6 protein-coding genes are annotated in these 12728 nt (G+C 69.3%); 3 read left to right on the top strand and 3 right to left on the bottom strand.

Annotated features, from left to right (window positions below; all coding sequences use genetic code 11):
* Nucleotides 1-9 precede the first annotated feature (9 nt).
* Nucleotides 10-3372 carry an ATP-binding protein gene (locus tag ACNH6H_RS24130; RefSeq protein WP_418320811.1) on the bottom strand — a complete coding sequence of 1121 codons (3363 nt, stop codon included), beginning with the start codon at nucleotides 3370-3372 and terminating at the stop codon, nucleotides 10-12.
* A 127-nt stretch (nucleotides 3373-3499) separates the two neighbouring features.
* On the opposite strand from ACNH6H_RS24130, the gene ACNH6H_RS24125 reads away from it, so the two are divergent.
* On the top strand, nucleotides 3500-4933 hold the full coding sequence (locus tag ACNH6H_RS24125; protein ID WP_418320810.1) for a Kelch repeat-containing protein: 1434 nt from the start codon (nucleotides 3500-3502) through the stop codon (nucleotides 4931-4933).
* On the opposite strand, the gene ACNH6H_RS24120 is transcribed toward ACNH6H_RS24125, so the two are convergent.
* Nucleotides 4924-6564, bottom strand: coding sequence for an acetolactate synthase large subunit (locus ACNH6H_RS24120; RefSeq protein ID WP_418320809.1), 1641 nt, complete (start codon nucleotides 6562-6564; stop codon nucleotides 4924-4926). The two genes, ACNH6H_RS24125 and ACNH6H_RS24120, sit on opposite strands and share 10 nt — an antisense overlap.
* Nucleotides 6565-6743: 179 nt before the next feature.
* Between ACNH6H_RS24120 and ACNH6H_RS24115 the strand changes: the two genes are divergently transcribed.
* Together ACNH6H_RS24115 and ACNH6H_RS24110 are read left to right on the top strand one after the other, a co-directional pair.
* Nucleotides 6744-7919 (top strand): efflux RND transporter periplasmic adaptor subunit, encoded by a 1176-nt coding sequence (locus tag ACNH6H_RS24115; protein WP_418320808.1) that lies wholly within the window; start codon nucleotides 6744-6746, stop codon nucleotides 7917-7919.
* Between the two features lie 6 nt (nucleotides 7920-7925).
* A complete protein-coding gene (locus ACNH6H_RS24110) occupies nucleotides 7926-11144 on the top strand; it encodes an efflux RND transporter permease subunit (RefSeq protein WP_418320807.1) in 3219 nt (1072 codons plus the stop codon).
* Between the two features lie 131 nt (nucleotides 11145-11275).
* Here the strand turns inward: ACNH6H_RS24110 and ACNH6H_RS24105 are convergent, their stop codons facing one another.
* Nucleotides 11276-12574, bottom strand: a complete 1299-nt coding sequence (locus ACNH6H_RS24105; RefSeq protein WP_418320806.1) for a PEP-CTERM sorting domain-containing protein — start codon at nucleotides 12572-12574, stop codon at nucleotides 11276-11278.
* Nucleotides 12575-12728 lie beyond the last annotated feature (154 nt).

Here is a 12728-nt window from a genome sequence, read left to right as displayed (position 1 = left end):
GCAACGCCCTCAGAACGCGGTGGTCTGGATCGCCGGGTCGACAGCCGCCTGCGCCGGCCGGACATGCCACGCCAGCAGCCTGTGGTGCACCGGGTTGCCGTGCCGCCAGGCCTCGCGCGCGGCCGCGTCGGCCCACTGCGCGGCGCCGCGTTCGACCCAGGCCGCGCCCTGCCCGGCTGCGGCATCGGCTTCGTCGGCAGCGCCGCAGTCGCGCAGCACTTCGGCGGCGGTCAGCCAGACGCTCGCCGCCTCGTCGATCCAGCATTCGACCGCCGACGCCAGCCGCAGCGCCTGGCGCGCGTGGCCACTGGCGAGCTCGGTTTCGCCGGCCAGCAGCGCGGCGCGGGCGGCGGCGATCTCGGCGCTGCGCCATTGGCTGCGCACGCCGCGTTCGCGCAGCAGGTCGAGCAAGGGCTGCAGCGCCGGATAGGCCGGCGGGCGGATCAGTGCGCTCGCCACCTCGCGTTGCAACAGCAGCGCCGGCGGCAGCGGCCCGCAATCGGCCGCGGCGGCCAGCCAGCGGCCGGGATCGTCGCGTTGCAGATCGGCCAGCCAAGCACGCACCAGCAGCCAGTTCAGGCGTTGCGCCGGGTGGTCGACGCTGTCCAGCGGCGGATGCTGCTCGAGCCAGCCGAGCGCATCGTCGTGGCGGCCAATCGCGATGGCCGCCAGCGCCTGCGCAGTCTGATACAGCGGCGCCAGCGGCAGGCCGGCGGCAGCCAGTTTCTGCTGCAGCTGCTGCCAGCGCAGCATGCCGGCCGCCGCCTGGCCGCTGCCGATCTCCATCATCGCCAGCACGTGCATCACGTCGGCGATTGTCGTAATGCCGAGCTCAAGCGTTTCGGCTTCGGCGAGCAGCTGCCGGCCGAGCGTCAGCGCGCCCGGCAGATCGCCGAGCGCATGGCGGACGCGCATCAGCTGGTTCGCAACCGCGATGCGGGTGCCGGCCTCGTGCCGCGCTCCGGCGGCCGGCCGCGCCGCCTGCAGATCGGCCAGCGCCTGCAGCGGCCGCGATGCCCAGTGCAGCAAGCCGCCGCGCGCGGTGCGCAGCAGCCGCATCGCGGCAGCGTCGCGTTGGCCGATCAGCGCCTGCGCGCGGTCGGCCAGCGCCAGCGCGCGGTCGATATCGGTGCCATAGGACACCGTCACCGCGACGGTGCGTATCCCGTGCGCGAGCTCGCGTGGTTCGAAAAATTCGCCGTGTTCCGCCACCGCGTCGATCATGGCCTCGGCGCTGCTCACCGCTTCGGCGCGGCGCCCGCAATTGAACAGCCAGGCGGTGCGAGCCGGCAGCAGCAGCGCCTGTTCGGCGGCGCCGTGCGACAACTGCTCTGCCGCGGCCAGCGCCGCGGCCGCCTCGTCGTTGCGGCTGGCCAGGATCCAGCAACGCGCCGCTTCCAGCCAGCTGTCGCGTTGCGACAGCCGGTCCGCCGCATCGATCGCGCGCGCAGCCGCCTCGAAGGCCAGCGCGGCGTCGCGCATCTGCCAGCGCGCCTTGGCCTGCTGCGCCGCGCGCAGCAGCCACTGCGCCGCCGCACGCGGCTGACCGGCCGCCTGCAGATGGGCGGCGATGCGCGCCGCGGCGTCGTGCCGATCGGGGCGCGCTGCCAGGTGATCGGCCACCAGCGCATGCAGCCCGGCGCCCAGCGCCGACGGAATCGATGCTGCGACTGCTTCGGCAACGAGATCGTGCGCAAACCCCTGGCCATTGAAGACCTGCGCGTTTTCCAGTCTGGCGAGCAGCGGCGCCAGCGCCAGCGGCGTGCGGTCGAGCAGCCGCGCTGCCAGTTGCAGCGAAAAATCGGCACCGGCAATCGCCGCCAGCTGCGCCAGTTGCAGCGGCTCGTCGCCGAGACGCTGCAGGCGCTGGCGCACCGCCTCGACCAGCGTCGGCGGCACAGGCAGCCGCTGCCCAGGCGACCACGCGCCGATCTCGTCGAGCCACAGGCCTTTCAGCGATTCGACCAGATGCGCCGGGTTGCCGCCGACACGCGCCAGCAGCGCCGCCGCCAGTTCGTCGTGTCTCGGCGTTGGCGCTGACGGACCTGGCAACGGCATCGATTGCAGCAGCGCGACGACCTCGGCATGGCGCAGCGGGGCCAGATCGAAACGCGCGGCGCGGCCGCTGGCTGCCAGTTGCTCGAGCAGCGCGCGGCCACTGGCGGAAATCTCGTCGGGACGCAGACCGATCACCGGCACCGGCAACTCGCCGGCCGGCGCCTGCGCCCAGCGGCCGAGCAGCATCTGCAATGCCGCCAGGCTCGCGTCGTCGGCAAACTGCAGGTCGTCGAGCAGCACCAGCCGCAGCCCGCAACGGTGGCAGGCGTGCAGTGCGCGCGCCGCCGCATTCAGCACCCGGCGATGCTCCTGCGCCGATTGCAGCCCCGCCGCTGCGCCGGCGCCCGGCAGCAGCACCTGCAGATCGTCGCGCGTCGGCGCGTCGAGTTGCGGCGCCCAGCGGGCCAGTGCCGCCGCCAGCAGCCGGCCGAGCAGCACGCCGGCAACCAGCTGGTCGCCCGGCCGGGCGCTGAGCTGCAGGCTGGCCGGATGCCGCGCCGCGAGCTCCTGCAGCAGCCGCGTCTTGCCGATGCCTCCCTCGCCGGCGAGCACCGCCGCATGGCCGAGCGACAGGCCGCGCTCGATCTCGCGCAGCAGCCCGTCGCGACCGACCAGCCGCGGCGGCCGGCGCAGCGCGGTCGGCAAGGCCTTCGCCGGACCGCTCGACGGCAGCGCCGCTTCGCCGCCGAGGATCAGCCGGCCGAGCGCATTGGTCGGCTCCGACGGCGTCGCGCCGAACGCCTGGCGCAGCTGGTGGCGGCATTCGTCCCACGCGGCCAGCGCGGCCGCGCGGTCGCCGCGCAGATAAAACAGCTCCATCCGCAGCCGCCAGCCTTCTTCCGATTCCGGATCGGCGGCGAGCAGCCGGTTCGACACCACCAGCGCCTCGTCGAGCGCACCCTGCCCGATCAGCGCCCGCAGCTGGGCAAGCGCCGCTCGGTGAAGTTCGCGTTGCAAAGCGGCCCGCCGCTCGGCCAGCCAGCGCGCCAGCTCATCGGCATCGTCGAATTCGACACCGCCGAGCAGCGGCTCGCCGCCGGCCGGCGCAACGTCGACCTGCAGCGCAAGCCCGGTTTCGTCTTCGGCCCACAACACCCCGGCGGCGCGCTTCAGCCGCGCCAGCGTCTGCCGCAGATTGGCACGCGCCTGCGCCTCGCCGCTGTGGGGCCACAACATCGCGGCCAGTTTTGCCCGCGGCGTGCGGCCTTCGCCGTGCAGCCAGGCAAGCAACGCCGCCTCGCGCGGCGACAACGGCAGTTCACGGCCGCCATCGAAGCGCAGCCGGGGAGATCCGTACAGATGCAGCGTGGTCATCGCATCGGTTTGCAAGAGCCCGAGGTTGTACATCGAGCCGGCGCCGGCGTGGTGGTTTTCCGGTCACGCTGCGGTCACGCTGGCCGCTGCACATTGCCCGGCTTCGCTTCTTCGATACCTGCAAGCCATGTCCACAGCTCCTTGCCAGAACCCCTTCCCCGCCGGCGCGCTGCCGGCAAGCCGCCGCGCTGCACTGCGTTCTCGACCCGTCCGCTGGTCGGCCGCCACGCTGATCTCGGCGCTGCTGCTCGCCGGCTGCGGCGGTGGCGACGGCGCCGGCGGACCGAAGGCCGAGGCCTTCAGCGCCGATCGCAGCAGCTACCTGGTCGGCGAACGCGCGATCCTCAGCGCCCGCTTCAGCGGTGGCAGCGCGAGCATCGACGGCGGCATCGGCGCAGTGCAGAACGGCGGCACGGTACAGACGCCGCCGCTCGATACCACCAGCACCTACTCGCTGACGGTGCGCGGTGGCGATGGCCGCGTCGATGCGCTGTCGGTCACGCTGGCGGTCAGCTACCGCAACCGTTACCAGACATTGCCGGTCGGCGCCCGCTTGTCCGGCCATGCCTCGGTCAGCCTGGCCGACGGCAGCGTGCTGCTGATCGGCGGCTCGCGCGGCACCGGCACGCTGTCCGAGCGCATCGACCGCTTCGATCCGGTCAGCCGCAGCATCTCAGCGTTGTCGATCATGTACGAAGGCCGCACCGGTACGCAGGCGCTGCTGCTGCCAGATGGCAAGGTGCTGATCGGCGGCGGCACGACGTCCGGAACCGATTCGCGCCGGCTCGAGCTGCTCGATCCGGCCACCGGCAGCATCGTCGCGGCCGGCCAGCTGAGCGTGCCGCGCGTCGATGCGGCAAGTACCTTGCTCGCCGACGGCAAGGTGATGTTCTGCGGCGGCTTCACGAGCGGCGAAGGCGCGTCGGCAGGCATCAGCCGATCGTGCGACATCTGGGACCCGGCCACCCGCTCGGTGCGCCGCATCGCCAATGCGCTGGCCGCGCCGCGTGCCGGGCATCGGATGACGAAGCTGCGCGACGGCCGGGTGCTGATCAGTGGCGGCTGGTCGTCGGTGCTGCCGTATGTGCACGCCGAGATCTTCCAGCCGGCAAGCGAATCCTTCACCGCGATCGCCTCGCCGGTCACGCAGATGGTGGCGCAACATGCGGCGGTGCTGCAGCCCGACGGCAGCGTGCTGCTGCTCGGCGGCGAGCGCATCGCCGGCCACAACATCCAGAACGTGAGCGCCGAGGTCTGGCGTTTCGACCCTGCCACTAATGGCTTTCACAGCCGTCCGCCGCTGGCGGCGCCGCGCACGATGGCCGCGGTCGTGCCGCTGCGTGACGGCAAGCTGCTGCTGTTCGGCGGCCAGACCGAATTGACGCGGCACAGCGCCGGCGCCGAGCGCTACGACCCGGCCAGCGGTGGCCAGCCAATCGCCGGGCTCGACCAGGACCGCGCCTACCTCAGCGCGAACCGCCTGGCCGACGGCCGGGTGCTGATTGCCGGCGGCGAAAGCATCGACGGCCAGTTCGCGACCGGGCTGCTGATCTACGAATGAGGCCCTGGCCGGTCGAGCGCTTCGAGCCGATGCGTCAGCCGCATGTTCTCGGCATAGTCGACCGGGCAGTCGATGATCGAGACGGTGTCGTCGGCCAGCGCCTGCCGCAGCGTCGGCAGCAGCTCGGCCGCGGCGCCGATGCGGTAACCCTTGGCACCAAAACTTTCGGCATATTTGACGAAATCCGGGTTGTTGAAGGTGGTGTGGCTGGCGCGGCCGAAATGGCGCATCTGGTGCCAGGTGATCAGGCCATATTCGGCATCGCTCCAGATCAGCACGACAAATGGCGTCTTCATCCGCAGCGCGGTCTCGATCTCCTGCGAGTTCATCAGAAAGCCGGCGTCGCCGGTCAGCGCGACGACTTTGCGCTCGGGCGCAACCAGTTTCGCCGCGACCGCACCGGGCAACGCAATGCCCATCGACGCAAAGCCGTTCGAGATGATGCAGGTATTCGGCCGCTCGGCCTGGTACATCCGCGCCGTCCACATCTTGTGCGCGCCGACGTCGGAGATCACGATGTCGTCGGCCGCCAGCGCCTGCCGCAGGTCCCACAGGATCTTCTGCGGTTTCAGCGGGAAGCCATCGTCGTCGGCATGTTCGCGCCGATCGGCAACGATCGCCTCGCGCAGATCGGCAAAGCAGGTTTCGCTGCGGCGCGTCGCCCGGCGCGCGATCGCATCGAGCGCCTCGCCGATATCGCCGAGCACGCCGGTCTCGACGATGTAGTGTTCGTCGACCTCGGCCGGCAGCGAATCGATGTGGATGATGGTCTTGTCGGCGGCCGGGTTCCACAGCTCCGGCGGGTATTCGACCATGTCGTAGCCGATGCAGACCACGACGTCGGCCTCGTCGAACGCAAACCACGGCAGGTCGCGCGATTTCAGGCCGATCGTGCCGAGCGACAGCGGGTGCGAAAACGCGACCACGCCCTTCGCCATGAAGGTGTTCGCGACCGGGATGTTCAGCGCCTCGGCGAATCGGCGCAGCGCGTCGGCATCGTTCTGCCGGATCACGCCGTTGCCGGCGAGGATCAGCGGCCGCTGCGCCGCATCGATCACCTGCGCCGCCTCGGCGATCTTCTCGTCCGGCGGGACCGAGCGGAACGGCGTCTGCACCGGAATCGGCGCCTTTGCCGCGTCCATTGCGGCGACGTTTTCCGGCAGCTCGAAAAAGCAGGCGCCGGGTTTTTCGGTCTGCGCGACCTTGAACGCCTTGCGGACGATCTCCGGCACGATTTCCGGCTCGCGGATCTGCACCGAGAATTTCGTGATCGGCTGGAACAGCGAGACCAGATCGAGAATCTGGTGGCTTTCCTTGTGCATCCGCGTCGTCGAGCCCTGGCCGGCAATCGCGACGACCGGCGCGCGGTCCATGTTGGCATCGGCGACGCCGGTGATCAGGTTGGTCGCCCCGGGGCCGAGTGTGGCCAGGCAGACACCGGCGCGGCCGGTCAGCCGGCCGTGCACATCGGCCATGAAGGCCGCGCCCTGCTCGTGGCGCGTCGTGACGAAGCGGATCTTGCTGCCGAGCAGCGCGTCCATCACGTCGATGTTTTCTTCTCCGGGCACGCCGAAGATGAATTCGACGCCCTCGTTTTCCAGGCACTGCACCAGCAGTTGGGCGGCATTCATCGCGGGTCCTCCGGGTGTTGGCAAAAGAATGGAACGAGGACCATTGTCGCGGTGCGGTTCGTCGCCCGAAACCGCACTGCATCACCCGCCTGCTGCATTCCGTCGCGCGACTGCACCAACGACGTGCCCGCTTGCATACACTGCCGACCCTGCCGGGGACACGGCGGGGGAGACAGACAATGAAAACAAGATGGCTGATCGGCGGGCTGGCCGCGGTGCTGGTGCTCGGCGCCGGCGGAGCATTCGTGGGTGGCGCGCTGCCGTCACCGGCCGCGCTGTTCAAGCGCGACAAGCCGAAAAAACCCGAGGTACCGCTGGAGTTCCTCGCCAACGAACTGGTGCGGCCCGTCAATTCGACGATGGCTCAGCGGGTCGAATTTTCCGGCCCGCTGGTGGCGCCGAATACCGCGCTGCTGCGGGCGCGGGCCCGCGGCACGCTGGCCGAGCTGAAGCTTGCCGAGGGGCACCGAGTCAGCGCCGGGCAGGTCGTCGGCCGCATCGACATCGCCGACCAGGCGAGCCGGCTCGCCGAGCGGGCCGCGGCCGTCGAGGCGGCGCGCGCGGCACTCGCGCAGGCCGAGCGCAGCCAGGCGTCGAACGAACGGCTGGCGGCGCAGAGTTTCATCTCGCCGATCGCGCTCGACAGTTCCCGCGCCGCGACCGAAACCGCCCGCGCGCAGCTGGCGCAGGCGACCGCGCTGCTGGAAACCACGCGGGTCGCGCTCGACGATGCGACCCTCTCTGCGCCGATCGCCGGCATCGTCGCGAAGCGCCATGCGCTGCCCGGCGAAAAACTGAACCCCGACCAGCCGGTGCTGACGATCGTCGACCTGGCCCGGCTCGAACTGGCCGGCCATGTCGGCACCCACCAGATCAGCCGGCTCGCGGCCGGGATGACGGTCGAGGTCGAGATCGAAGGCGCGCCGGCGCCGCTGGCCGGGCGCATCGCGCGCATCGCGCCGGCTGCCGAGGCCGGTACGCGCTCGATCGGCGTCACCGTCGAACTGGACAATGCGAAGCAGGTTTTCCGCGCCGGCCAGTATGCGATCGCCCGCGTCGAACTGCCCGATGCGACGAAGCGGCTGACGCTGCCGGCGACCGCGGTCGGCAGCACCGGCGGCCAGCCGCATGTCTGGGTGATCGACGGCGGCGTGCTGGCGCGCCGCGCGGTGACGCTCGGCCGCGAGGATGCGGCGGCCGGCCGCGTCGAGGTGTTGGGCGGCATCGACCCCGGCGCGCAGGTGCTGGCGGCCGGCTTCAACAACCTGAAGGAAGGCCGCAAGGCGCTGGTCGTCGGCGACCGGCCGCGCGGCGGCTCATCGTCGGCGCCGGCAACCGCCGCGATGCAGGAGTGATGCGCGATGTGGATCACCCGCGTATCGATCAACAACCCTGTTTTCGCGACGATGGTGATGGTCGCGTTGTGTGTGCTGGGCCTCTACTCATATGCCAGGCTCGGCGTCGAGCAGATGCCGGACGTCGCGCCGCCGGTCGCCTTCGTCGACATCAGTTATCCGGGCGCCAGCCCGGAGGCCGTCGAGCGTGAACTGACGAAGGTCGTCGAGGAGGCGGTCAACAGCATCGCCGGCGTCAAGCGCATCACCTCGCGCAGCTTCGAGGGCCGCAGCCAGACCGGCGTCGAGTTCAGCCTCGATGCCGACATGGCGCGTGCGATGCAGGACCTGCGCGACCGCGTCGCTGCGGCGCAGGCGGTTTTCCCGCGCGATGCGAAGCCGCCGCTGATCCAGCGTTTCGACAACGAGAACAGCCGGCCGATGGTCAACCTCGCGCTGGTCTCGGCAACGCGCAGCCAGCGCGAACTGTCTCTGCTCGGCGAACACGATGTCGGCAAGCGGCTGCAGCGCATCGAAGGCGTTGCCCGTGTCGATATTTCGGGCCTGGCGAAACGCGAACTGCGGATCGACCTCGATCCGGCGCGGCTGCGCGCCTATGCGCTGACGCCGGCGCAGATCGCCGCCGCGCTGCGCGAGGCGAACAGCGACCAGCCGGTCGGCCTGCTGTCGAACACCGTGCAGGACACGATCCTGCGTGTCGAGGGCCGCGTGCACGATCCGCGGCAGTTCGAGCAGGTGGTGATCGCGAACCGCAACGGGCTGCCGCTGCGGCTGGCCGATCTCGGCACGCTGGTCGAGCGCGAACGCGAGCCCGATACGCTGGCCCGCATCAATGGCCAGCAGGCGATCAATTTCAACATCTACAAGCAGCAGGATGCGAACATCGTCGCGACCGGCGATGCGGTGAAGGCCGCGATGGAGGAGATCCGCAAGACACTGCCCCCGGATGTCGAGTTGCGGCTGATCTTCGCGAACAGCGATTTCGTCAAGGGCTCGCTGAAAGGCCTGCAGCACACGCTGATCGAAGGTGCGCTGCTGACGGTGGCGATCGTTTTCCTGTTCCTGCACTCGTGGCGCAGCACCGTGATCACCGGGCTGACGCTGCCGATCTCGGTGATTGCGAGCTTCATCGCAATCCACGCCTTCGGCTTCACGCTGAATTTCATGACGATGATGGCCTTGTCGCTGTGCATCGGCCTGCTGATCGACGATGCGATCGTCGTCCGCGAAAACATCGTCCGCCACCTCGGCATGGGCAAGGACCACCACCGTGCCGCGCGCGAAGGCACCGACGAGATCGGCCTGGCGGTGATGGCGACCACCTTTGCGATCTGCGCGGTCTTCGTTCCGGTGTCGTTCATGGGCGGCGTCGCCGGCAAATTTTTCTACCCGTTCGGCATCACCGTCGCGGTCGCGGTGCTGGTTTCGCTGTTCGTCAGCTTCACGCTCGACCCGATGTTGTCGTCGGTCTGGAAGGATCCGCCCGCCACCCGCATCAAGTCGGTCTGGGGCATCGGCCACGCGATCCGCGCGACCGACCGTGGCCTCGATCTGCTGCATGCGGTCTACGAGCGGCTGCTGCGCTGGGCCTTCAGCGGCCGGCGCTGGCCGTTGCCGCTGCCGGCCTGGGGCCGGCCGTTCGATGCCGCCGGACGCCGCGACCGGACCCGCCCGCGCGGCTGGCGGCGCGCAACGCTGACGCCGCGCGGCGTCATCGTTGGCGCCGGCGCCGCGAGTTTCGGCGTTGCACTCGCACTCGCCCCGCTGGTCGGCAGCGAGTTCGTCCCGCAGACCGACCAGGGCTTCACGCAGCTGTCGATCCGCATGCCCGTCGGCTCCAGCCTCGAGCGCAGCGACGCGAAGGTGCGCCAGGTCGAGGCGGTGCTGGCCGGTTTTCCCGAGGTGCGCAATGTGCAGACCAGCATCGGCGGCACCGGCAGCGGCCTGTCGGTCGGCCGCAACCAGGCGTCGATCAATATCGGGCTGGTGCCGCGGCGCGAACGCGAGCGCAGCCAGAAGCAAATCGAGGATGCGATCCGCGCGCAGATCGCCGGCATACCGGGCATCGACGTCTCGGTCGGCTTCGACCGGCCGATCTATGTCGCGATCCTTGGCGACGATGCGCAGGGACTGATGAAGATCGCTGGCGACTTTGCCGAGCGCATCAAGCAGATCCCGGGCATCACCGACGTCGAGCTGTCGGTCAAGCCGGGGCTGCCGGCCTATGCAGTGCGGCTGAAGCCGGCCGCGGTGCGCGAGCTCGGCATCACCGCGCCGCAACTGGCGTCCAGCCTGCGCGCCTATGTCAACGGCGAGGTCGCGACATATTGGACGACGCCGAACGGCGACCAGGTCGAGGTGCTGCTGCGGCTGCCCGAAACAATGCGCGAACGCGTCGACCAGATGCGCGAGTTGCCGGTGGCGTTCGCACGCGACGGCACGCCGATCGCGCTGGCCAGCGTCGCGACGATCGAACCGGTCGTCAATCCGGAAGTGATCCGTCGGCAGAACCTGCAGCGCCGCGAAGCGATCTTCGCCGGCGTGAAAGGCCGCCCCGCCGGCGATGTCGGCGCCGATGTGCAGAAACTGGTCGCCGAAACCTCGCTGCCGCCGGGCTACCGCTTCGACGTCGGCGGCGCCACCCGCGAGCAGCAGGAGGCATTCGGCGCGATGCTCGGCGCAATGGTGCTCGCGGTGATCTTCATCTACATCGTGCTCGCCAGCCAGTTCGGCAGCTTCGTGCAGCCGATCGCGATCATGGCCAGCCTGCCGCTGGCGTTGATCGGCGTGATGCTGGCGCTCCTTCTGTGGCGCAGCACACTGAACGTCTTCAGCATGATCGGCCTGGTGATGCTGATGGGCCTGGTGACGAAAAATGCGATCCTGCTCGTCGACTTCGCGAACCAGGCCCGCAAGGCCGGCGCGACGGTCGCCGACGCGCTGCTGCAGGCCGGCACCATCCGCATGCGCCCGATCATCATGACCACCGCCGCAATGGTCTTCGGCATGCTGCCGCTGGCACTCGCACTGAACGACGGCGGCGAGATCCAGGCGCCGATGGGCCGCGCGATCATCGGCGGCGTGATCACGTCGACGTTGCTGACGCTGGTGGTGGTGCCGGTGTTGTACAGCTATCTGGTGCAGGAGCGGAAGGTGGCGCCGACGGCCGCGCCGATGCCAATCGGCGGCGGCGGTCCGATGCCGGCGACAGCGGATCGCGAGTAGCGCTTGGCCCACAAAGTCAATGTAGGAGCGGCTTCAGCCGCGATTCGGGCTCGTGCCACGCGACAAAATTGCGGCTGAAGCCGCTCCTACGGAGCATGCCACCACCGCGCGAACGCGCTCGGTCAACCGAGTCAATGTAGAAGCGGCTTCGAGCCACGATTCGCCTCGCCGGGAGACGGCACCCCGCCGCCAACTCCATCAGCAATGCGCCTCGCGGGCCCTTTGCGTCGCACCACCGCACCGACAACCCCAACACCGGCAAGCATGAGCGCATAGCTTGCTGGCTCTGGCACGGCAGATATGGAAAGCAGGTAGGCGTGCGAAGATCCGGTCAGCGAGTTGTAGGCACCTCCTACGATCCACCCGCTGTCGTTGATTGATGTCGCATATTGCAAGACCCAACCTGCGGCAATCGTACTTGCGTCCAGAAACGTGTTCAGGTCATGGATGACACCGCCGCTCCAGAGCGTGGCGCGCCGTGCGGAATTGCCCGCGGTGCTGGAATTACCGACAACCTGTCCAGCGCTGTTGATCCCGTTGGCGAAGCTGAGACTTCCCCCCAGCGTGCCGAGGTTCGTGATGGTGCCGCCGCTCCAGAGCGTAGCGTGAGTTGCGCCCCCCGCGGTGAGGGATTCACCGACAACTTGGCCGGCGCTGTTGATCGCTCTGGCTATGCTGGTAGTTCCCCCCAGCGTGCCGAGGTCCGTGATGGTGCCGCCGCTCCAGAGCGTGGCGTGAGATGCGCCCCCCGCGGTCCTGGAAACGCCGACAACCTGTCCGGCGCTGTTGATCCCGTGGGCGGACCCGGAAGCTCCCCCTAGCGTCCCGAGGTCCGTGATGGTGCCGCCGCTCCAAAGGGTGGCGCGCCGTGCGGAATTGCCCGCGGTGTCCAAAAAGCCGACAACCTGTCCGGCGCTGTTGATCCCGCTGGCTTGGTTGTAACTTCCCCCCAGCGTGCCGAGGTCCGTGATGGTGCCGCCGCTCCAGAGCGTGGCGTGAGTTGCGCCCCCCGCGGTGCTGGAATAGCCGACAACCTGGCCAGCGTTGTTGATCCCGCTGGCGACGCTGTATGTTCCCCCCAGCGTGCCGAGGTCGGTGGTGGTGCCGCCGCTCCATAGCGTGGCGTGAGTTGCGCCCCCCGCGGTCTTGGAATCGCCGACAACCTGTCCGGCGCTGTTGATCCCTCTGGCGAAGCTGGAACTTCCGCCCAGCGTGCCGAGGTCGGTAAAAGTGTAGCTGGCCGCTCCAGCGTAGCTCGAGCATGACAGCATCACGGCCCCGACGAGACAACGAAGGCGGCTGTACGGCCATTGCGGGAAGTGAACCAGCGCTTGCAGACACGCAGACGAAGCCAATTCAATGCCGACTGGCTTTCTCGCCCACGAGCTCAGTTTCGATACCGAAAGCGAGCGAACGAATGCCACTTTCATAGTTCTCTCCTGGTGAATCCGGGCCGAAACGAAATGGACACAGCAATGCGCGCTCGGGAGCAGAAGCTGGCAGCGGTGCTACGGATAGCGTGCGGATAATCCTCCGCCAGATGTCCGGCGGCAAGCCCCACCCCCCGAAGCAAGGGGGTCAGGT

Origin of the sequence: Pseudideonella sakaiensis (assembly GCF_048320135.1) — a bacterium.
GTDB lineage: Bacteria > Pseudomonadota > Gammaproteobacteria > Burkholderiales > Burkholderiaceae_C > Ideonella_A > Ideonella_A sakaiensis_A.
Note: the sequence above shows the minus strand (reverse complement) of the source record. Positions and strands in the feature narration are given on the sequence as shown.

What these genes read in the sequence shown, in the direction of transcription:
- ACNH6H_RS24130 (WP_418320811.1), bottom strand. Translation starts at nt 3,372, where the DNA reads ATGACCACGCTGCATCTGTACGGATCTCCCCGGCTGCGCTTCGATGGC.
- ACNH6H_RS24110 (WP_418320807.1), top strand. Translation starts at nt 7,926, where the DNA reads ATGTGGATCACCCGCGTATCGATCAACAACCCTGTTTTCGCGACGATG.
- ACNH6H_RS24125 (WP_418320810.1), top strand. Translation starts at nt 3,500, where the DNA reads ATGTCCACAGCTCCTTGCCAGAACCCCTTCCCCGCCGGCGCGCTGCCG.
- ACNH6H_RS24115 (WP_418320808.1), top strand. Translation starts at nt 6,744, where the DNA reads ATGAAAACAAGATGGCTGATCGGCGGGCTGGCCGCGGTGCTGGTGCTC.
- ACNH6H_RS24120 (WP_418320809.1), bottom strand. Translation starts at nt 6,564, where the DNA reads ATGAATGCCGCCCAACTGCTGGTGCAGTGCCTGGAAAACGAGGGCGTC.
- ACNH6H_RS24105 (WP_418320806.1), bottom strand. Translation starts at nt 12,574, where the DNA reads ATGAAAGTGGCATTCGTTCGCTCGCTTTCGGTATCGAAACTGAGCTCG.